Raw genomic sequence first — 20,484 nt, 5'->3', positions numbered from 1 at the left:
ACCGCCCGGTGCGGACCCGCATGCCGGGTGGTGTGGGAGGGGATCGGTCAGACTCTCTGACCGCCCCTATCCCGATCTGCGGAACGCAATGGCGGCAACCCCGATCGTCCGGATACAAAAAAGCGAGGCCTGTGCCTCGCTTTTTTCGTGCTGCGCCCGTGTGGCGCGGCGCTGGTTGCCGATGGCTCAACGCGTGTATTCGCCGTTGGCTTCCGGCTGGAACACGATCGCGGCAACTTTCATCAGCTTTTCGGCGCCGCTCGGCTGCATCACCTTGACCATCTGGCCGCGTTGCGTGCCCAGCAGCGCCATGCCGACGGGCGAGAAGACGTTCAGGCGGCCGAGTTCGAGGTTGGCGGCGTCCGGATAAACGATCGTCCAGGTGGCCTGTTCCTGGGTTGCTTCGTCGAGCAGCGTGATTTGCGAGTTCATCGTGACGACGTTCGCCTTGATGGCGTCGGGCTGGACGATATCGGCGCGCTCCAGCAGCGTGTCGAGCATCGCCTGAAAGCGCGGATTGTGCTCGGCATGCTTTTCGAGGCGAGCGACGTCGAGTTCGGTCAACTGGTAAAGGCGTTGTTTCATGGTGGTTCTCCAAATGATCGGCAGAGGGCAGGCGTGGCGTGCCTATGAGGATCGCCCGGAGCCTGTCTAACCTGGCTCCGGGTGGAGACCGAGCGGTCAGATCAGGCGCCGGGCAGGGGCGAGCGGTGCCTGGGCCGTGCGTCGAACGAGGGAATGCGCCGGCTGGCCGGCGCGCACGCGCACGCGCACGCCGGCCAAGCCGGACGGCGAAACCAAAAGGGGCGTGAGCGCGTACATGGTGGATGGAATATCGACTGGCGAAGGAAACCTTACGATTCTACAACACAACCTTCCGGACATGTGATCCGGCTGTCGGCCTTTCGTCAGCGATTGTTGTGTAGATGAAGCAAGTTGCAACGACCCTGTTCGGAAACAGTGGGCGATTTTTTCCAGAAATGCAACGCTGTATGTTCAAACTAAGGGTTTCCCCTTGGAAGCGCGCGCACTACACTGAATTCAATCGCTTCAGACAGTCCTGCCGAGGCGACGCCAAAAGAGAACATATTCCGGAGGTAAATCATGAAGTCGATCATCTACGCAGCCATCGCCGCATCCGTCCTTGCCGCTCCGATTGCATCGTTCGCGCAGTCCGAGCAGGGGTTGACCCGCGCTCAGGTCAAGGCCGAACTCGTACAACTCGAGCAGAACGGCTACAAGCCGCAGGCGAGCGATTCGCAATATCCGAGCGACATCCAGGCGGCCGAGCAGCGGGTTCAGCCGAATCAGCCGATGCTCGCGCACGCCGACACGAGCGGTTACGGTGCCGTGGCAACGGGGGCCGCGCAAGCCGGCCGCCGCGTGACGCGTGAAGCGCCGAATCCCGTGAATTCGGTCTACTTCGGTAACTGATCGAGCATCCCGCGGGTCTGCCCGGGCGCACCGCCGAATTGACGAGACGCGCGCCAGTCGCGCGCGTCGTTCGCCCGCAGAAGCAGAACCTCCGTCGCCGCATGTCGGCGGCTTTCCGCCCAGACGCTGACGCGTTTGGGCCTTTTTTGCTGGGGCGGATCAGGCGGACGTGACGGTGGGCGTGCCGTGGATATAGTGTTCGAGCTGGCTGATCGTGAACTGCTGATCGGCAATCACGCTCTTCACGAGGTCGCCGATCGAGATGAGGCCGACCAGCTTGCCGCCGTCGAGCACGGGCAGGTGGCGCATCCGGTGCTGGGTCATCAGCGCCATGCACTCGTCGGTGGATTGCGACGGTTCGACGTAGCGCACCTTCGCCGTCATGATTTCCTCGACGCGGGTGGCTTTCGACGAGCGGTCCTGCAGGACGACCTTGCGCGCGTAGTCGCGCTCGGTGACGATGCCCGCGATGTCGTCGCCGTCCACGACGAGCAGCGCGCCGATGCCCTTTTCCGCCATCAGCTTGATGGCGTCGTAGACGAGATCGCTCTTCGTGACGGTGTAGATGGTACGGCCCGAATCCGGCTTGGCCTTGAGAATCTGCGCGACAGTCGTGCTCATTCGCTTTCTCCGTGTGCAGGTCGATGCAGGGCAGGCGGGGCGTGATGCGCGTCACCCGATGAGCCCAGTATAGCCGGGCGGGCGGCGGCAGTCGCGTGACGTTTCCAGATTAGCGGTAAACTCCCGTCACGCACCATCCACACAATTCCTACATTCCTGACCGTTTCAATTGAATTCATGATGTCTTCGCGTCCCCAATCGCCCGCGCCGGGCAATGGCCAGGCCGACGAGTGCGTGACGCTCGTCGCCACGGCGTCGCTGCCTACGCGCTACGGTACGTTTACGTCGTACGCATTTCGCGTATCGGGCAGCGATGCCGAACATCTCGCGCTCGTGATGGGCGACGTGACCGGCGAGCAGTCTGTGCTGACGCGGCTGCATTCCGAATGCCTGACCGGTGACGTGTTCGGTTCGTACCGCTGCGATTGCGGCGAGCAACTCGATCTCGCGTTGCGTTACATCGCGGCCGAAGACCGCGGCGTGCTGCTGTATCTGCGCGGCCATGAAGGCCGCGGCATCGGCCTGAGCAACAAGATCCGCGCCTACGCGCTGCAGGAGCAGGGGCGCGATACCGTCGAGGCGAACCTCGATCTCGGCCTGCCCGACGACGCCCGCGAATACGACTCGGCCGCTGCGATCCTGCGCATCCTCGGCGTGACGTCGGTGCGGTTGATGAGCAACAATCCGAAGAAGTTCGATACGCTCGTGAAGCACGGTATTCCCGTCTGCGAGCGCGTGGCGCTCGCGGTGCCCGTGCGCGAGGAAAACGAGCGTTATATCCGCACGAAGCAGGCGAAGTTCGGACACTACTTCGAGGAAAACGAGTGATGGAAATTCGGGAGTCTTCGGGACGGTTGTCTGGCAAGCGATTTGTCCCGGAGAGGCTGTCTGGTGATGGGTTTTGATCGAAAGTCGGGTTTGTCGCAAATCGTATCGATACTTCCGAACATCGGGAAGCTTGGCATTCTGGCGTAGCTTTTTCATAAAGCTACGCCACTTTCCGATGAGATTTGCGCGCGCACTGCAAGCAAGCTGACCTCGGGTCAGCACTTGGCCTTTGGCGGCTTTCCCGGGCTACGCCTGAAGACGACCGGAAGTCGTCTTTCGTGGTGCGAACATGCCGTGATCCTCTCGTCTCACGATCGCGCTGAACCAATAAAAAGGTTTTGTGATTTGGGCCTCCCTCCTGGGGCTCGTTGACGATCAGCCTCGTCTCGCTTGATGCTCTCCTGCCGATTGCCCCGAACCGGTGTCCGCATTGCTGCCTTTCCCCGACTACATCTCCTGCTGTCGGCCGAGGCCCTGAAATACTCGCCGATTGCTGGAGCACCGACGTCGTCCATTGCGGCGCAGCGCTTGCCTGTTCATTTCGCGCGGCACGATTAACGCGGTTGGACAATGGACAACGTCGTTGTCAACGTTCCGATACCAATGGAAGGCCGGGTCCCATGCGACGAAGGGCCCGGTCGTGCATTCGTCGGTTTTGCGGGCGATTACGTCGCGCACGCGCGCTCCTATGCCGGCAGGAGACCTGCCACCCGGTAAGTCTCTATCAAAGTGTCGTATAGCGCGATATCCGAACGGCTTCTGGCAATGAGCTGAGCGCCGGCAACGGCGGCGAAGATGGCGCGAGCCCGTTGTTCGCACGCTTCGGCGCTACCCACTGCCGCCGCGGACAGAACTTTATTCAGCCACGCGACATTGACATCGGCAAACGTCTGAACCTCTTTCATCACCGCCGCGGGCAGGTCGTCGCTTTCGGCGGCCATGAAACTGCAGAGGCACATGCGGTTACCATTCTCGAGCGCCTTGCGGAACGTGTCGGGATACTGGCGGAGACACTGGAGTGGATCCGAGGATTCGGCCAGCAGTGCTTCCAGCGTCGCGGCCGAATCCTCCCAGTAGCGCCTCGCGACCGCCGCGCCGAGCTCGGCCTTGCTCGGGAAGTGGTGGTAGACGCTGGCAGCCTTGATGCCGACGACGTCCGCGAGATCGCGAAAATTCAGCCCGCCGTAGCCATGCGCCTGCGCGACCCTTGTGGCGGCCGCCAGGATGTTCTCCTTGGAGTTTGAGCCTGTCTCGTTCTTCACTGCTACGGCCTCGCAATTCAAAAAATGAGCGTTGACGGGGACGATTATACCTTCTACAGTAAACCTACCATGTGGCAGGTAGGGACGTAACACCGCATGCTCCGACACCATCTATTCCGACGCAACCGCACTGTAGAGGCTTAACGATGAGTTCCGAGATACTCGACTTCGATGTACCCAAACTTCCCTTGATGAAGATCTACGATTTTCCGACGGGACCCTATCCGACACGCGTGCGCATCGCCCTGGCCGAGAAGAACCTTCAATCGCGTGTCGAGTTTGCGATGGTCGACCTTTATAAAGGGGAGCACAAAAGGCCCGAATTCATTGCGCAGAAGAACTACTCGGGCACGCTGCCGGTGCTCGAACTCGACGACGGGACGCTCATTGCCGAGTGCACGGCCATTACCCAATACCTGGACGCGCTCGATGGTGCGCCCACGCTCACCGGCAGGACACCGCTCGAACAGGGCTTGATCCACATGATGAGCAAGCGCGCCGAGCTGGAGCTGCTCGACGCCATCAGCGTGTATTTCCACCACGGCACGCCGGGGCTGGGGCCGGACGTCGAAACCTATCAGAATGCCGAGTGGGGATTCCGTCAACGCGACAAAGCCCTGAGGGGCATGCGCTACTTCGACGACGTTTTGAAAAGACAGCCGTTTGTCGCCGGGGAAGCCTTCTCGATGGCCGACATCACGGTGATCGGCGGTTTGATCTTTGCGTCGATCGTGAAGCTGGCGGTGCCTGCCGAATACGTGGCACTTCATGCGTGGTACGCGAGGATGAAGGAGCGCCCCAGCGTCAGAAACCAGCCGGCATTCTCGGCACTGAGCGGGGTATCCGATTGATGTTTGTGGACGACGGTTTTCGCGTTTGAGCCGGGGTGCGCCGTGCTGCGGTTTCGTTTACCCGTCAGATTGCTGCGCCCCAACGATGGGTGAATGAAATTCACACCCAAGGTATGGACATTCCGTTCGGAGGACATAAGCAATCCGGCCTTGGCACGGAGCATGGAAACGAAGGGCGGCAACTGTTCGGTAATCCGAAGATTGTCTTGATCCGGAAGTAGTCCGGGCGTCGCGGATGCCGGGCAGGGTCTGCACGTTGCGACCCACGGGCAATCACGTGCGCACGCGTGCCCGTGCGAGGAGAGAGAGCCCGTCTCCCTCGCACGCGCTTGAATCGCCGCCAGCGGCCAGGCCGCTCGACGCATGCGGCAGGTGGGGCGCAAGGTCTGCGACTGCTGGTCCGGCGTAACTTTCGTCAAACAGGCCCGCTGCGTAAGGCCGATGCATTACTCGAGGAGAACGAGTAATCGGAGCGGGTGCGTCGCCGCCCGTTTCTCGTCATCTGTTCGTCCAATCGTCGCCGGTATAAGCGACGGTCGCGATTCTCTCCTCATTCGTGCGGCGTCCATCCGTTCCGTACTCGCGTGGCGATCATGCCGTCGAATCGAAACCGAATGCCCGACGCTGCGTCGCTGGAGGCCGGCGGATGCGGATGCATGTCCGCCTCGATGGCCGCGCCGACGTGTAACGGCTCACGCGCGTATGCCTGTCAGCGCCACGTGCTGTTCTGCAACACGATCCGATAGCCATCGGCATCCTCGAAAGTCTGGCCTGATATTTCCCAGTACGGATTGAACGATGTCACCGGCATGAAGCCGTGTGCGGTCGCGCGTTCGCACGCGGCCTCCCATTCCGGACGATCGGGCAGGTAGAACACGATCAGATCCTCGGGCGTCGGCGACGGCGCGACCGGATGATCGGGGCAGTGCGTGAACTCGAAGTGATAGTCGAGGCCCGCGCGTCCGAGCATCACGCCGGAAAAGCCGTCGTGATCTTCGAAGCGCGCCAGTACCGACAGATCGAGGGCGTCGCGATACATGCGCTCGGTGCGGGCGAGGTTGGCGACCGGGCGGGCAATGCGCAGATGGGTGTGCAAGATGGCCTCGGCGGGAAGTGGCGCGCGGTCAATGATAAGTCGGCCGATCCGGATTGGGCGATGCGAGCGGATCGTGTTTCCGGCGATACTTGCCGTATCGAACGATATCGATCCGGCCTGAGCAAACGGATCGAATTGTCGAGCCTCATCTCGCGAAAGAAAAAACATGACGCTTCTCGATCCCGTGTGCCCACCCGCGTCGCAGCGGCGACTCGTCTGCAAAGCATTCGAATTCTTGTGTTCCGCCGCACCTGCCGTACGACGCGCAGATAGGCGCATGCCGGTAGGGAGGTGACGAATGGACAAGCCCGATCTTCGTCGGCCGGTTGCCGGACCGTATCGTCAGTCGCGATGGGCGGTCGGCCTGGAGGCCGCTTTCGGATGGCTGGCAAAGGGGACGTTGGCACTGGCCGGGCTGGCGGTGGTCGCATTGGCGGCGCTGACGGGCGACGTCGGCGCCCTGACGGACCTGCCGTCGACCAGGAAGGGCTGGTTGTACCTGCTGCTAATAATAGTTGTGGCGGTCGCGCTGATATTTGCGGTGCATCACTACTGGCTGCGCCCGGCCGGCTAGCCGGAACGGAAAACGATGTGGCCCCGCAATCCGCGCAGGCAATAAAAAAGCCCGCTGCTTGAGCGGGCTGAATCCATGTTTGGAGACATGGAGGAGACAGACGTAAATTTAAGGGAAAACCCGAACGTTTGCAAGCTCTCGTTGTATCCGCACAACTTGCCGCCGCGCGGCATGGCCTCATTCACATGCCGGCGGCCCGTGCGTGCGCCGCGAACCCGCCGAACCGCTCTTGCGCGACGGGCAGCGCGTATTTGTTGCGCATCTCCGTCTCGATCCATGCACACGCCTCGCGCGCGCAGTCGGTCAACGCGAGCCGCGTCGCATGCCCGTCGATGTCGTACACGAAACGCACGCCGACCTCGTCATCGTCAACCTGTCGTTCGAGCTGATTGAGTTGCAGTTGCGGCCCGTGCTGTTGCGACAGCGCACGCAATTCGTCGAAGTGATATTCGAGCCAGTCCGCGAAGAACAGTGCGTCGCTGTGGCACGGCAGGCGGAAAGCCGCGCTGCGCGACGGGCGCGCAGCGGTTTCGCCGGCCGGCGCATGCGGTTCGCGGTCGATCGCGATGGGCGGATCGACCGGCGCGAGCGGATGCCGAATTCGCCGGTACGGTTCGCGATCGCGCAACGCGTGCCACAGCAATTCGTCGCCGGCGGCGCCGGACGGCTGCATCGTCAGGTCGTGCCGACCGTCGCCGGTCGCGGCGATGTCGCGGATCACGAGACGCAGCGAGCACAGCGGCTCGTCCGCGACCAGCAGGGTGGCCGGACGCGGCAGCCCGCATACGAGTGGCGCGGCGCCGGCGGCACGAAACACGAGCCCGCGGCGATCGAGCCGCACGAGCGGCAATGGCCTGGGAAACGACGGGTAGGCGACCGCGATGCGGGCGCCGCCGGCGCTCGTCAATCCGGGCATCATCGCGCGAAAGACCTGGGACTGGTCCACGTTGGTTCTCCTTCGTTACGATGCCGCCCGGACGGAAATGCGCGTTCCGGCTCAGGCGGCGATAGCTTGCCGGGCGGCCTGCCCCGGCTCGATTCCTAGCGCAGCAAACGTTTGCGGATCGATGTCGATCCAGCACGCGACCACCAGACGTCCGTCCACCTGCTTCGGCGGGCCTGCACGGTGCGCGTGTATGCCGATCCGGCGGAACAACCGCTCCATGCTCGCGAACGTCACGCCGATCAGCTGTCGCGCGCCGAGCTGCGCCGCGCATTCGACGACGGCGGCGAGCATCGGGCGCACGGCCCATTCGGCATTGCCCGGGCCGCCTTCGGCGTCGGTCGCCGCGAATCGGGACAACTCCCAGACGGCGGCCGATTGCGGCAGCGGCATGTCCTTGGCGACCAGATCGGCGAACAGCGACTTCAGCAGATACGGGCGCGTCGTCGGCAGCAGGCGCGCGCATCCGCACATGTCGCCGTCGGCGTTTCGCGCGAACACGTAGACGGTATCGTCGCGATCGAACTGGTCACGCTCGAAACTTTCGTTCGCCGACGGGAGCGCCCAACCGAGCTGTTCGACGAACACGCGGCGCCGATAGCGCCCGAGATCCGCCGCGAGTTCGTATGGCAACCGCCCTTCCTCGTGAACGAAGGTCTGCATGGATGTCCTCGGATCTGTGCTTTTGTATGCATCCATTACAGCGCGTGGCACGAGGAGCCTGTAACTGGTAACTCTTACAGGGTGACGGCGTAAAGACGCCATTTGCGCGGTGGTAACGGTTTCTTGATCGACGGGATTGAAAACCGGGCAGCTTTTGCTTATAAAGAGCGCCAGTCTCGCAAAATCGTCAGAGGAATGTGCGGCCGGTTGTCACTGGAGCGTGGGACCGGCATGATAGGCGTCGTTGTGCCCGAGCAGGGCCGACGCGACCGCGGCAGGCCAGTCGATGGCGGCGAGCCGTGCGGCGAGCGCGGCTGCCGTGCGGAACATGCCGATGTCGGCGCCTTTGGCGTCGGTGGCCATCACGTTGCTGCGGACATCGCCGCCCGCGATCACGAACGTGCCCGTCGCGCGTTCGAGGTACCAGTCCCAGCCGACCGTCACGTACGCGACGCCGGCACCGGCGGCGCGATGCCATTCGGTATAACCGGCGAGGCGGGCATCGATCGCGTTGTCGCGCAGTTCGGCCAGCAACGAGGGGTCGAGGCCGCTCGCGACATGGTGGAGCACAAGCGCGGCCAGTGCGCCTTCTGACAGGCGTACGTAGCCGTCCGGGGACGGGCCGGGGACAGGATGCAGCAAGGGTGAAGTCATGCGCGGAATGTATCAGCCTCGAACGGGTGCTGGAACCTGACAAGTATGACAGCGTGACGTTGTCGGAGAAAGAATGGAACTGCGCTGGCAGGATGCCTACCAACAATTCAGCGCCGCGGAAGACGAGCAGCAGCTCTTCCAGCGGATCGCCGCCTATTCCAAGCGGCTGGGATTCGAATACTGCTGTTACGGCATTCGCGTACCGCTGCCTGTTTCGAAGCCGGCGGTCGCCATCTTCAATACCTATCCGGACGGCTGGATGGCGCACTATCAGGCGCAGAACTATATCGAGATCGACTCGACGGTTCGCGATGGCGCGCTCAGCACCAACATGATCGTCTGGCCCGACGTCGACAACATCGAGCCCTGCCCGCTGTGGCAGGACGCGCGCGATTTCGGGCTGTCGGTGGGCGTCGCGCAGTCGAGCTGGGCGGCGCGCGGCGCGTTCGGCCTGCTGAGCATCGCCCGTCATGCCGACCGGCTGACGCCGGCCGAGATCAACATGCTGACGCTGCAGACGAACTGGCTCGCGAACCTGTCGCATTCGCTGATGAGCCGCTTCATGGTGCCGAAGTTGTCGCCCGCGGCGGGCGTCACGCTGACCGCGCGCGAGCGCGAGGTACTGTGCTGGACGGCCGAGGGCAAGACTGCGTGCGAAATCGGCCAGATCCTCAGCATCTCGGAGCGGACGGTCAACTTCCACGTGAACAACATCCTCGAGAAGCTCGGCGCGACCAACAAGGTCCAGGCGGTCGTCAAGGCGATCTCGGCCGGGCTCATCGAAGCGCCCTGACGCGACGGCGGCGCCGGATGCGGCGGCCGCCGCGCGGCTCATTCCATCATCGGCTCCGCTTCCTTCGCGGTCCAGCTCACGCTGGAAATGCTTTTCTCCATGCTCATCCGGCTCGCGATCTGCTCGAGCTTCTGCTGATCCTTCGGATGCAGCTTCAGCGTCGCGGTCACCTTCAGCCGGTCCGGCTGCTCGGGCACGTCCTCGCTCGTGAGGCTCTGGAACGACAGCGGCTTCGCATACATCGCGTTCGACAGCAGCGTGCGGATGTGCACTTCGTCGGCGGCGAGGCAAATCACGGTGATCTGGTATTCGCGCACGAGGTCGGCATTCGAGACGGGCGTCGCGTTGATGGCCTGGCTGACGCCGCGCAGCACCGTATTGGTGAGCAGCACGACGCCCGTGCCGGCGAGCGCGGGCGCGTAGTGACCGGAGCCGGACAGCACGCCGACGGCAGCCGAGCACCACAGTGTCGCGGCCGTGTTGATACCCTGGATCGAACCCTTGTCGCGCATGATCACGCCGCCGCCGAGAAAGCCGACGCCCGACACGACGTACGCGGCGATCTGCGTGACGCCCGCGACGCCGTTGCCGGTCAGCACGCCGAGCGTGACGAACAGGCACGCGCCGCTCGCGACGAGCGTGATGGTGCGCAGGCCGGCCGTGCGCTGGCGCATCTGGCGCTCGAGGCCGATGGCGACGCCGCAGGCGAACGCGGTGAAAAGGCGGAGTGCGAAATCGAAAGTCATGGTTGTCCTGCCGTGCGAGAAGCGCATGCCGGCTGGCGTCGCCGCGACGCAAGGCCGAAGGCGACGCGGCGATAGCCGTCATCGCGCGGTACTGTACCGCGCGAATGCGTCGTTCAATGTGAAACGGATGGCGTGCGGCTCGCGGAACGCGAGCCAAGGCAGGAGAACTGCGGCGGACAGGCGTTCAGGCGGCAAGCGGCGCACGCAACGGAGTGCTGCAACTGTCCACGATGGTTCCTGAAGGAAGAATGGGCGGCATTCTAGTGGGCGGGGCGCGCCCGCGTCAACCGCCTGGCGGCGCTACTGCGCCGAGCCGATCGTGCCCGTCGCGAGCGCGAGCGCGGCGGCGGCCGATAATGCGCCGGCATAGCTGTCGACCTCCGCGTTGCGCGCGGCGAGCAACTGGCTTTGCGCGATCGTCGCGTCGGTGACCGAGCCGACGCCGTTCCGGTACGCGGTCAGCGCCGCGTCGTAACTCGTTTGCGCGGCATCGACGAGCGCCTTCGCGGCGTCGTGCGACGCCAGGCTCGTCTGTACCGCGTTCTGCGCGGCGACGATCTGGCGCACCGCTTCCTCCTTGGTCCGCGTGAGGCGCGCGGATGCGCTTTCCGCGTCGTTGCGCGCCTGCATCAGCACGGCCGAGCGCAGACCACCGTCGTACAGCGGGATCGTCACGCCGAGGAATACGCCGCCGCCGTAGCGGCTGCCGTTCAGGTTGACGGTCGGCGCCTGGTCGCCGATCGCGGGCAGCGCGGAGATGGACGTGCCGCCGCTCGCATACGACGTCGACGCGGACAGGAAGATCTTCGGCATGAATGCGGCTTGCGCGGCCTTGATCTTCGCGCGATTGGCCTTTTCGACCGCGAACGCACCCTGCAGATCGGGACGGCGCGCGATCGCGTCCGCCACGATCGCGTCGACCGACGAACCGAGCGCGGGCGGCAGCGGCCGCTTCGGCAGCGCGGCGATCGTCGGCTTCGACAGCGGCGAGATGCCGAGCGCGGAGACGAGGGCGAGGTAGCCGTCGCTTTCGGCGCCGTTCGCCTGCACGAGCGCGAGGTTCGCCTGCGCGCGGTTCTGCGTCGCCTGCGCGAGCTCGACGACCGTCCCGACGCCGTGCTGGAGCCGCGCGCGGGACGCCGCGAGAATCGCATCCGCGTTCGCGAGGCCCTGCCGTGCGCTGAGCGCGCGCGAGCGTGCGGCTTCGTAGCGGTAGTAGGAGACCGTCACGTCGTGGATGACCTGCTGGTGCACGGCCGTGAACGCGACGTTCGACGCGATCGACGCCTGTTCGGCCGCTTCGACGCGCGCCGCGCGGCCGCCGAAATCGAACAGCAGCCATTGCAGCGACAGCGCCGAAATCGTGCCGTGCACGGTGGTGTTGCTGGACGAATCGCCGAGGATCGTCGACGTCGAGCCGTGGTTCGCCTGGTACGCGCCCATTGCCGTCGCCGACAGGCGCGGCAGATACGCGGACTTGGCGAGGCCGACCGCGAGCGCCGCGTTGCGCGCGTCGTTCCATGCGATGCGGGTCAGCGGGTTCGCGGATTCCGCGAGATCGATCAGCTCGGGCAGCGTGTACGCATGCGCGGCATCGAGTGCGGCCGGAGCCGGAACCGACGCGAGCGCCGGCGATGCAGGCAGTGTGTAGTCGTGTGCACCTTGCGCGGAAGCGCGCGGCGGCGCGGCCACGATGTCGCCCGCAGCCGACGTTTGCGGCTGCCACGGGCGGTCGGATGCCTCCGGCGCCAGATCGATCGACGACGTCGCGCAGCCGGCCAGCGCGACCGCGGTCGCGAGCGCGACGGCGGCGATCGAGGCGGCCGGCGGTTCAGGTAGACGCATGACGGGCAGGCTCCTTCGGTGTGGCTTGACGGGCGGCGTCGGCGACATGGGCAAGCCGCGTGTCGATCAGGTTCAGCAGCGCGTCGCGCGCGGGGTCGATGGGGGCGGCGCCCGGCGGCGGCGGGGCATCCGTGCGGGGCGCGGTTTCGTCGTCGCCCAGCGCAGTCACGCGCGCGAGTTGCGCGCCGATCGCCGCGTCGCCGGGTTTGCGTTCGGCGAGCAGGAACAGCGGGCCTTCGATCGCACCGAGTTCCGCGAGCGCGCGCCGCCGTGCGGCGAGCCACGTCGCGGCCGGCCGCACCCACGACGGTTCGTAATGGATCAGGCCGAGCTCCTGCGAGATCGCGCCGTGGCGGGCGAACGCTTCGGCGGCCAGCGCGCGCCGTTCGGCCGGCTGCGCGATCTGCGCAACGCGCCGCCACTGGTCGAGCAGCGCCGCGAGCGCCGTGTCGATCTGTTTGCCGATGCTGACCGGCCAGATGCGTGTGAACACGAGATACACGACGACGTTGCCGAGCAGGATGCCGATCGTGCGATCGCGCGCGAGCGTCAGGTCGAAGCCGGGGCCCGCGCCCTGGATGACGCACAGGAAGAATGCGAACGCGACCTGGAAGCCTGCGTATGCGATACGCGGCGATCCGAACGCGACCCACGCCGACAGCCACGCGCCGGCGAAGACGAGCGCCATCAGTTCGCCGATCGACGATAGCGACGGGACGACGAACACGAGCGCGGCGGTGCCGATCAGCGCGCCGACGATGCAGCCGGCGATGCGCAGCGTGAGCTTCTCGACCGTTTCGGCCGTCGAGCCGAGCGACACCATGTAGCAGGTGATGAAGCAGGTATGGATGCCGGACCAGTCGAGCTGCGAGTACAGCAGGTAGCAGAACATGGCGGCTGCCGTCGTCTTCAGCGCATAGCGGATGTGGTCGGGATTGGTACGCGCGTCGGGCACGAAGAAGCCGCCGCGCGGGGCGGGTGGTGCGGTGGCTTCCGCCGGTTCGTCGGCGGTGTCGGTCGCTGTGGCCGGTGCGTCGATGGCGGGCGGTTGCGCGAATTGCGCGATCGCGGCGTGCAGGTCCGTCGCGACGACGCGTGCGAGCGGCGGCAGTGCATCGGCGGCCGGCAGCGCGAGCGTCACGTCGACCGGATAGCCGCCCTGTTCGAGGATCGCGGCCATCTCGTCGAGCGTCGCCGCGATCGGCGCCGCGAATGCGTCGGGCAGTCGCGCCTCCGGTTCGCGATCGGCAAGCGCGACCGCGACGAGCAGCGCGGTGCTCGACGCGACGGCCTGCCGCAACGCGACGACATCGGCGCCCGACGACGAGCCTTCGAGCTTCGACAGCTTGAGCCACGTGAGCAACTGTTTGTCGCCTTCGCGCAGGCTTGCGTCGAACGCGGCGCGCGCGTCGTCGTCGTCGCGCAGCCGCCGCGCGGCGAGCCGCAGCCGCTTCGCGAGCTGCGCATGCGCGAGCGTGCGCGGCGACGGTGCGATCAGCAGGTTGACGACGATCGCCGCGCCGACCGGGATCGCGACCATCAGCCATGCATAGAGCAGCGCGCGCGTTGCCGCTTCGCCGACCGGCGCGAGGCCGAGCTGATCGAGCCCGAAGCCGACGATCATCGCGAGGATCGCGCCGACCGGGCGCAGCTTGCTGGCGGACGTCAGGTAGAGCAGGCCGACCGACAACACGGCCATGTACGCGACGCGCAGCACCGAATACTCGATGCTGAAGATCGCGACGCCGATCACGAGCGCGATCACGAGCGTGACGAGCAACAGCATCGCGACCGCGAGCACGGCGCTCGTCACGCGATCGGCGCGGTTCAGGAAGAACACGACATACGCGGAAATCGCGGCTTCGGGCGTGCCGTATCCGCTCGTCACGAGCACCACGAGCGCACAGATCAGCGCGACGCGCACGGCCATGGCCGCGCGCCCCGGAAACGGCGCGAGCTGCCGCAGGACTTCGCGCGGGCCCGGCGAGCGGACCTCAGCGGCAGGCCGAGCCATGCCGGACCTCGACGATCGCGCTCGCGCCGACACGCACGAGCTTGCCGTCGGGTTCGTCGAGCTTCACGCGCACGGGGAAGCGCTGCGCGACGTGCACCCAGTTCACTGAGCGCTGCACGATCGGCAGCGAGCGCGGCAGGTTGATGCGGTCGCTGTCCGCGATGCCGGCGCCGATGCCGACGACCTTGCCCGTCATCGGGCGGTCGCGGTCGATCATCGAATAGACGGTCGCGCAGTCGCCGACCGCGATGCGATTGAGCGACGTCTCGCGGAAATTGCCGACGGCGAACCATTCGCTCGCGTCGATCAGCGTGAAGATCGACTGGTTCGGCGCGAGGGTCTCGCCGGGGAGCACGCTCAGGCCCGTCACGAGCCCGTCGTGCGGCGCGCGCACGACCGTATCGTCGAGCGCATGCTGCGCGCGGGCCAGCGCGGCTTCGCGCGCATGCAGCGTCGCGATCGCGTCGGCATCGTCGCCGATCGTCTGCGCGGACGCGCGTTGCTGCTCCTGCGCCTGCGCGAGCGACACGGACGCGTCGCGCTGGCGCACCTTCGCCTGATCGAACTGCTGCGCGCTGACGTAGCCCTGCGCGGCGAGCGGTGCCAGCCGGTTCACGTCGCGGGTCGCGAGATCGTAGTTCTGCGTCGCGCGCTTGACTTGCTCGGCGGCGACGGACGCGTTCGAGCGCTCGCCGATCAGCGAGCGGCGGCGCGTGTCGAGCGATGCGCGCGCGAGCTCGAGATCGGCCTGCGCCTGCGCGACGCTCAGCCGGTACGGCACGGGATCGATCACGTACAGCAGGTCGCCTTTGGCGACGCGCTGGTTTTCATGCACCGCGAGCTGCACGATGCGGCCGCCGACCGGCGACGCGACGTGCACGACGTCCGCGTCGATCGACGCGTCGTCGGTGGACGGGTAGGCCGTCGTGCGGTGGTACGCGTACGCGAGCGCCGCGATGCCGAGCGCGACGATCGCGAGCGCGATCACGCGGCCTTTGACGGAGGGGCGGGCGATGCCGGCGGCCTTCATGCGAACGGCCCCGTGCCGGTGAGCCAGACGATCACGGCGACCACGAGCCCGATCGCGGTGCAGACGGCAAGCTGGTAGGGCACCGTCGCGGCCCAGCCGGTCGCGACGAACACGCGGTGCGCGACGATCGCGCCGACGATGCCGACGATCGCACTGACGAGCCACAGCGGGAAGTACGCGCCGAACAGCACGTAGGACGGCGCACCGCGCGAGGCGCAGCCCGCGAGCGGCAGGGCGGGCGCCAGGACGGCGGCGACGCGCAGGGGCGCGCGCGGCGTTGTTTTTCTCATGATGTGACGAGCTCGACGTTGAGGGTGGATGCCGGGCGCGGCGCAATGCGGATCGTCGCCGCGACGACGATTCCGGGATACGGAGCCGATCATAAATCAGCGCGATACGGATCGCCAGCGATCCGGCACGCGTTCACGGCATGGAGCGAGGCTGGCCATGGCCGCGCCGTCGGTCATGCCGGACGGTCCGGCAGTGCGGGTCGGCAGCGGTGGCCGGACCGCCGCGATTCTGCCAGCAGCTGCTCGCGTAGGGTTGCTAACGGACTGTAAAGGATCGTCAGACGAAAATCGCGCAGCGGAATTTGCCGTGTGGGCACAGCGGAATCGGCACGCAAATCGCCGATTGCTGCTCGAACCGTGCGAATCCGGTTGGTTCGGCTGACCGCGCGCATCCTCGACGAGCAGGCCGACGAGATCGCGTGCGAAGCGCGGCAGCACATCGGGATCGGCGACGCGGATCTGCAACCGGCGCTCGCCCGGTCGCCTTCGAGCGCGACGAGGCGCAGCGCCATCGTCTTCGCATGACGGCGCGCGGTGCCTGCGGGCAGTACGCCGACGTTCTCGACGATCATCCTGCAGGCCGTCTCGAAGTTGCTGACCTGGATGCGCCCACGCGGCATGCGCTGCATGCCGGCGGCCGCGCGTTTCGGGAAGGCGCGGATCGCGCTCGCGTCGTGCAGGCCGATGGCGTCGCGGTCGAGCGTCGCGACGAACGGCGTCGATGCATGGCCGCGACGCCGGGTGGATGGCCGATCATCGCGCGAAGCCGTACGGCGTTGCACCGCCGGGCGCGACCCGTCGTCGCGGCCGGGATCTGTGTACCATCGTGCGTATGGCGCGACACGCGGCACTGGGCATCACGGCCCGTGCGACGCGCGTCGCGGAAGCGGTAGTGCAACGAAGGCGAACGTTCCATGCGAAGTTTCTTTGTCCGGTTCATTGCAATCGGCGTGCTGTTCCATCTGTATGTCGGGATGCGGATCATTCCCGACGCATTCGTGTCGCCGCTCGCGCGCACGATCGCGGCGCTCGTGCTGGCGAGTTTCGTCGTGTTGATTCCGGTCGGCATGTTCTCGCGCCGCTTCGACGAAGGATGGGCGGCGACGCTGGTCGGCTGGGCCGGCGCGCTCGCGATGGGCTTCTTCTCGTCGCTGCTGGTGCTGACGTTGCTGCGCGAAATCGTGCTGCTCGGTGTGCTCGCGTGGCGGCATCTCGGGCATGACGGCGCGTGGAGCGGCGCCGCGCCCGACACGGCGCTCGGCGTGCTGGCGGCCGCGGTGCTCGTGACCGCGATCGGGTTCGTCGGCGCGCGCCGCACGGCGGCTGTCAAGCGCGTGTCGATTCCGGTCGCGGGGCTCCCGGCCGCGCTCGACGGGCTGACGATCGTGCAACTGTCCGACATCCACGTCGGGCCGACGATCAAGCGGCCCTACATCGAACGGATCGTGCGTGCGGTCAATGCGCTCGACGCCGACCTCGTGGTCGTGACGGGCGATGTGGTGGACGGTTCGGTCAAGCGCCTGCGCGAACACACGGCGCCGCTCGGCGAGATGCGTTCGCGGCACGGCACCTTCCTCGTGACGGGTAACCACGAGTACTACGCGGGTGCGCATGCGTGGATCGACGAGTTTCGTCGTATCGGGCTGACGGTGCTGCTGAACGAGCACGTGCTGATCGAGCGCGGCGGCGCGCGGGCGGTGCTCGCGGGCGTCACCGATTTCACGGCGGGCGGATTCGATCCCGCCCATCGCAGCGACCCCGCGCAGGCGCTGGCCGGTGCGCCGCGCGACGTCGGCACGAAGATCCTGCTCGCGCACCAGCCGCGCAGCGCGGAAGCGGCGAACCGCGCGGGCTTTACCGTGCAGCTGTCGGGGCACACGCATGGCGGCCAGTTCCTGCCGTGGCCGCCGTTCGTGCGACTGCAGCAGCCGGTGATCGGCGGGCTGAATCGCTTCGGCGACATGTGGCTGTATACGAGCCGCGGCACCGGCTACTGGGGGCCGCCGAACCGCTTCGGCGTGCCGTCCGAGATCGCGCTGATTCGACTGACGCGCGGCTAGCCGATGGCAGGGAGGCGGCCGTCGCGCGATACGAACGCGCATCGCGATGCACCGCGGCTTCCTTTCGGCCTTTCGGCTACGAATGACAGCGCATGGCGGCGCGCGGCGCCGTTGGCTAGTATGCAGACATGCGTCGTTCGCTTCGTTCCTCACTCGTTCCTGCCGACATGTCCACGCCCGATCTCTTCGCCGATACGCCCGTGCCAGACGTGGACTGGTACCCGGACTGGCTCGCACCGCCCGACGCCGATCGCGCGCTGGCCGCGCTGATCGACGAGGTCGCGTGGCGGCAGGACACGATTCGCACGCCGCGCGGACGCATTCCGTTGCCGCGGCTCACCGCGTGGCAAGGCGAACCGGATGCCGTGTACGTGTACTCGGGCATCCGCAACGTACCCGAGCCATGGACGCCGGCCGTGCTCGGGCTGAAGCATGCGGTCGAGGCGACGTGCGGCGTGCGCTTCAACAGCGTGCTGCTCAATCGCTATCGCAACGGGCTGGACAGCCTCGGCTGGCATGCGGACAACGAACCCGAACTCGGCGATGCGCCGGTGATCGCGTCGGTGAGCCTCGGCGCGATGCGCGTGTTCGATCTTCGCCATCGCGCGACCGGCGTCACGCATGCGTACCGCCTCGTGCATGGCAGCCTGCTCGTGATGCGCGGACGCACGCAGGCCGAATGGCAGCACCGCGTGCCGAAGGCGCCGGCCGTGCAGGGCGAACGCGTGAACCTGACCTTCCGGCGCGTGTCGATGATGGGCGGATAGATCGCGCCCCGTTTCCCGGGCCACGAAAGGGCGATGCAAGCAATTGGCCCGGCGTGCGGCACGTTGCCGCACGAACGCGATGCCGGGCGGCTCGGCGTGCCGCTGAGGCCCGTCCCGCAAGGCTTTCGGGTAGATGCGATCAACCGCCCGGTTCCGATAGGTGAGTGAAACCTCTGATGGTGCGTCGCAACAATCCGTGAATAAACTGTCGAATGACAGAAACGCGTCGGCGTGCCGGCGCGACCTTTTCGATATGCCTCCGTGCGCTGCCGATGCAGTGCGCAACGGGGCAGGAGCAAAACGCGTGACCGTACTCGACCCTTCCTTCGCACCCTCGCTGCACGTCTTCGAGCAAGACGGCGGATGGCAATGGGCGTTGACGGTGAAGCGGGCGACCGGCGTCGGCGTGAAAGTCGTGGCGTTCAGCCGGGAAGGCTTTCGCGGCGAAGCCGAGGCATACGCCGCCGGCCAGCTCGCCCGCGCCGAATATGACGCCGCCGTGACGGCCTGACGCCGTCGCGCGATCCCGCCCGAGGATCGTCTTCACCGTCGGCCGCTCGCGGCCGGCCGGTACTTTCCCGATCGTTTTCCGTCTTTCGTCTCGTGCCCCGCGCGATGCGCGCATCGCGCGGGCCGGCGCGCCTGTTCGCCCGTGCCCGCCGCGCCAAATGGTCCGTACCATTCGACACGTGCGTGCCATACGTCGCGCTTAACGTCCGGGCATGGCGTCCGTCGCGCTGGCGACGCGGCCTGCGCCGCGGCTTGGACGCCGGACGCCGACCCATCGACGAGAATGATGCAGGTCATGTGCGACGACAGAACCGACTACCACCACCCTGCGTGCGGCGGACCGCGCCCGACGCGGGCGCCGGAACGGGGATTCACGCTGATCGAGGTGTTGATCGCGCTGGCGATCGTGGCCGTGGCGCTGGGCGCCGTGATGCGCGCGATCGGCGCGCTCGCGTCGGACACCGACACGGCGCGCATGCGTCTACTCGCGTTGTGGAGCGCCGACAACGCGCTCGGCGAGATCCGTATCGCATCGGCCTGGCCATCCGTCGGCGCGAACACGTTCGCGTGCCCGCAGGGCCGCTACCGTTTCGTGTGCCGCCAGTCGGTGGCCGCGCTGCCGAGCCCGCTCGTGCGGCGCGTGACGGTGAGCGTCTATCCGTCCGCATCGAGCCGCAACGTGCTCGCCGAAGTCGTCACGGTGATCCAGAATGAAGCGCGCCGCTGAACGTCGCGGGGCCGGGCGCGCCCGTGCCCGCGGCTTCACGCTGATCGAGATGCTGGTCGCGATCGCGCTGCTCGCCGTGATCGCGCTGCTGTCGTGGCGCGGCCTCGACGCGACGATTCGCGGGCGCGACGATATCGCGTCGAATCTGGCGCAAACGCGTCTGCTCGGCCGTTATTTCTCCCAGTTGCAGTTCGACCTGATCAACCTCGTGACGGCTGACGAGGTGTTCGGGCCGCCGCTGCGCATCCGGCCGAACGAGCTCGTGATGGTGCGCCATCTCGGCGTCGGGGGCGGACCGGCGCAGATGCAGGTCGTGCGCTACCAGCTCAAGGGGCGCGAGCTCGTGCGCAGCGCGTCGCAGCCGCTCGCGTCGCTGGCCGACGTGGAGGATGCACTGAAGCACATGGATGCGTTCGCGCGCGTGGTGGTCAGCAACGATGCGCGGACGATGCAGCTTTCCGTGTGGATTCCGCCGGGCGGATGGACGACGAGCCAGACGGCCATCGAGCAGAGCTATGCGCAGTTTCTCGCCCAGCACGGCGTCAGCAACATCACGTCGCTCGGCATGCCGCTGCCGCGCGGCGTGCGTTTCGCGGTCACGATGGGCGCGCCGGCAGTCGAATACGTGCGGACGATCCCGATCGGCCAGTGACGGCGGCGCGGGTCGCTTGCGGCGCGCAACGCGATCCGTCCCCCGGACAAAATGGTCCGTAACTTTCGTCATACGTCTGTTATTACCCGTCCGTTAGTCTCGTGACGAGCATGACCGCTGCGAC

At 66.5% G+C, this 20,484-nt stretch carries 24 protein-coding genes; 11 read left to right on the top strand and 13 right to left on the bottom strand.

The window, feature by feature from the left end; all coding sequences use genetic code 11:
• Positions 1-186 precede the first annotated feature (186 nt).
• The gene (locus tag WS89_RS05100) at positions 187-585 is read right to left on the bottom strand and encodes a GreA/GreB family elongation factor (RefSeq protein WP_059500187.1); all 399 of its coding nucleotides are present in this window, start codon (positions 583-585) and stop codon (positions 187-189) included.
• 519 nt (positions 586-1,104) lie between these two features.
• Here WS89_RS05100 and WS89_RS05095 point away from each other — a divergent pair.
• Positions 1,105-1,434, top strand: coding sequence for a DUF4148 domain-containing protein (locus tag WS89_RS05095; RefSeq protein ID WP_059789700.1), 330 nt, complete (start codon positions 1,105-1,107; stop codon positions 1,432-1,434).
• A 159-nt stretch (positions 1,435-1,593) separates the two neighbouring features.
• Here the strand turns inward: WS89_RS05095 and WS89_RS05090 are convergent, their stop codons facing one another.
• Complete coding sequence (locus WS89_RS05090; RefSeq protein WP_059500189.1) at positions 1,594-2,055, bottom strand: CBS domain-containing protein; 462 nt, start codon at positions 2,053-2,055, stop codon at positions 1,594-1,596.
• 177 nt (positions 2,056-2,232) lie between these two features.
• Between WS89_RS05090 and ribA the strand changes: the two genes are divergently transcribed.
• Positions 2,233-2,883 (top strand): GTP cyclohydrolase II, encoded by a 651-nt coding sequence (gene ribA / locus WS89_RS05085; protein WP_059500190.1) that lies wholly within the window; start codon positions 2,233-2,235, stop codon positions 2,881-2,883.
• A gap of 686 nt (positions 2,884-3,569) precedes the next feature.
• Here ribA and WS89_RS05080 read toward each other — a convergent pair.
• Positions 3,570-4,145 (bottom strand): TetR/AcrR family transcriptional regulator, encoded by a 576-nt coding sequence (locus WS89_RS05080; RefSeq protein WP_059789699.1) that lies wholly within the window; start codon positions 4,143-4,145, stop codon positions 3,570-3,572.
• Positions 4,146-4,291: 146 nt separating this feature from the next.
• Here WS89_RS05080 and WS89_RS05075 point away from each other — a divergent pair, with 146 nt between their 5' ends.
• Together WS89_RS05075 and WS89_RS31810 are read left to right on the top strand one after the other, a co-directional pair.
• On the top strand, positions 4,292-4,996 hold the full coding sequence (locus WS89_RS05075; protein WP_059789698.1) for a glutathione S-transferase: 705 nt from the start codon (positions 4,292-4,294) through the stop codon (positions 4,994-4,996).
• A gap of 35 nt (positions 4,997-5,031) precedes the next feature.
• The gene (locus WS89_RS31810) at positions 5,032-5,217 is read left to right on the top strand and encodes an aldehyde dehydrogenase family protein (protein WP_257128128.1); all 186 of its coding nucleotides are present in this window, start codon (positions 5,032-5,034) and stop codon (positions 5,215-5,217) included.
• A gap of 488 nt (positions 5,218-5,705) precedes the next feature.
• Here WS89_RS31810 and WS89_RS05070 read toward each other — a convergent pair whose 3' ends face one another.
• Complete coding sequence (locus WS89_RS05070) at positions 5,706-6,092, bottom strand: VOC family protein (protein ID WP_059789697.1); 387 nt, start codon at positions 6,090-6,092, stop codon at positions 5,706-5,708.
• Between the two features lie 298 nt (positions 6,093-6,390).
• On the opposite strand from WS89_RS05070, the gene WS89_RS05065 reads away from it, so the two are divergent.
• Positions 6,391-6,666: a hypothetical protein gene (locus WS89_RS05065; RefSeq protein WP_059500194.1), complete on the top strand. Its 276-nt coding sequence runs from the start codon at positions 6,391-6,393 to the stop codon at positions 6,664-6,666.
• A 181-nt stretch (positions 6,667-6,847) separates the two neighbouring features.
• On the opposite strand, the gene WS89_RS05060 is transcribed toward WS89_RS05065, so the two are convergent.
• The 3 genes from WS89_RS05060 to WS89_RS05050 form a co-directional block, all read right to left on the bottom strand.
• Positions 6,848-7,612 carry a hypothetical protein gene (locus WS89_RS05060; protein ID WP_179949846.1) on the bottom strand — a complete coding sequence of 255 codons (765 nt, stop codon included), beginning with the start codon at positions 7,610-7,612 and terminating at the stop codon, positions 6,848-6,850.
• A 51-nt stretch (positions 7,613-7,663) separates the two neighbouring features.
• Positions 7,664-8,272: an acyl-homoserine-lactone synthase gene (locus WS89_RS05055; RefSeq protein ID WP_059789695.1), complete on the bottom strand. Its 609-nt coding sequence runs from the start codon at positions 8,270-8,272 to the stop codon at positions 7,664-7,666.
• A gap of 210 nt (positions 8,273-8,482) precedes the next feature.
• Positions 8,483-8,926, bottom strand: a complete 444-nt coding sequence (locus WS89_RS05050; RefSeq protein ID WP_059789694.1) for a DUF4902 domain-containing protein — start codon at positions 8,924-8,926, stop codon at positions 8,483-8,485.
• Positions 8,927-8,999: 73 nt separating this feature from the next.
• Here WS89_RS05050 and WS89_RS05045 point away from each other — a divergent pair, with 73 nt between their 5' ends.
• The gene (locus WS89_RS05045) at positions 9,000-9,719 is read left to right on the top strand and encodes an autoinducer binding domain-containing protein (RefSeq protein ID WP_059500198.1); all 720 of its coding nucleotides are present in this window, start codon (positions 9,000-9,002) and stop codon (positions 9,717-9,719) included.
• Between the two features lie 38 nt (positions 9,720-9,757).
• On the opposite strand, the gene WS89_RS05040 is transcribed toward WS89_RS05045, so the two are convergent.
• The 6 genes from WS89_RS05040 to WS89_RS34530 all read right to left on the bottom strand — a co-directional run bounded on the left by WS89_RS05040 (position 9,758) and on the right by WS89_RS34530 (position 16,426).
• Entirely contained in the window at positions 9,758-10,465 is a 708-nt protein-coding gene (locus tag WS89_RS05040; protein ID WP_059500199.1) for an MgtC/SapB family protein, read from the bottom strand.
• Positions 10,466-10,765: 300 nt separating this feature from the next.
• Complete coding sequence (locus WS89_RS05035; protein WP_059789693.1) at positions 10,766-12,310, bottom strand: TolC family protein; 1,545 nt, start codon at positions 12,308-12,310, stop codon at positions 10,766-10,768.
• On the bottom strand, positions 12,297-14,324 hold the full coding sequence (locus WS89_RS05030; protein WP_059789692.1) for an FUSC family protein: 2,028 nt from the start codon (positions 14,322-14,324) through the stop codon (positions 12,297-12,299). The genes WS89_RS05035 and WS89_RS05030 overlap by 14 nt, the downstream gene beginning before the upstream one ends.
• Positions 14,305-15,354, bottom strand: coding sequence for a multidrug transporter subunit MdtN (gene mdtN / locus WS89_RS05025; RefSeq protein WP_059789691.1), 1,050 nt, complete (start codon positions 15,352-15,354; stop codon positions 14,305-14,307). Before mdtN ends, WS89_RS05030 begins: the two co-directional genes overlap by 20 nt.
• The gene (locus tag WS89_RS05020) at positions 15,351-15,644 is read right to left on the bottom strand and encodes a hypothetical protein (protein WP_012339766.1); all 294 of its coding nucleotides are present in this window, start codon (positions 15,642-15,644) and stop codon (positions 15,351-15,353) included. Before WS89_RS05020 ends, mdtN begins: the two co-directional genes overlap by 4 nt.
• Before the next feature lie 173 nt (positions 15,645-15,817).
• Positions 15,818-16,426 carry a hypothetical protein gene (locus WS89_RS34530; RefSeq protein WP_257128126.1) on the bottom strand — a complete coding sequence of 203 codons (609 nt, stop codon included), beginning with the start codon at positions 16,424-16,426 and terminating at the stop codon, positions 15,818-15,820.
• A gap of 132 nt (positions 16,427-16,558) precedes the next feature.
• Here WS89_RS34530 and WS89_RS05010 point away from each other — a divergent pair, with 132 nt between their 5' ends.
• From WS89_RS05010 to WS89_RS04990, 5 genes are all read left to right on the top strand, one after another.
• On the top strand, positions 16,559-17,704 hold the full coding sequence (locus tag WS89_RS05010) for a metallophosphoesterase (protein WP_059789689.1): 1,146 nt from the start codon (positions 16,559-16,561) through the stop codon (positions 17,702-17,704).
• A gap of 167 nt (positions 17,705-17,871) precedes the next feature.
• The gene (locus tag WS89_RS05005; RefSeq protein WP_179949845.1) at positions 17,872-18,471 is read left to right on the top strand and encodes an alpha-ketoglutarate-dependent dioxygenase AlkB family protein; all 600 of its coding nucleotides are present in this window, start codon (positions 17,872-17,874) and stop codon (positions 18,469-18,471) included.
• Between the two features lie 304 nt (positions 18,472-18,775).
• A complete protein-coding gene (locus WS89_RS05000) occupies positions 18,776-18,982 on the top strand; it encodes a hypothetical protein (protein ID WP_034204546.1) in 207 nt (68 codons plus the stop codon).
• 294 nt (positions 18,983-19,276) lie between these two features.
• Positions 19,277-19,708: a type II secretion system minor pseudopilin GspI gene (gene gspI / locus WS89_RS04995; RefSeq protein WP_059500348.1), complete on the top strand. Its 432-nt coding sequence runs from the start codon at positions 19,277-19,279 to the stop codon at positions 19,706-19,708.
• A complete protein-coding gene (locus WS89_RS04990; RefSeq protein ID WP_059789687.1) occupies positions 19,692-20,360 on the top strand; it encodes a PulJ/GspJ family protein in 669 nt (222 codons plus the stop codon). The genes gspI and WS89_RS04990 overlap by 17 nt, the downstream gene beginning before the upstream one ends.
• Positions 20,361-20,484 lie beyond the last annotated feature (124 nt).

This window comes from Burkholderia sp. MSMB1072, from assembly GCF_001524725.1.
Taxonomy (GTDB): Bacteria; Pseudomonadota; Gammaproteobacteria; order Burkholderiales; family Burkholderiaceae; genus Burkholderia.
This window is presented reverse-complemented; position numbering and strand designations above follow the sequence as displayed.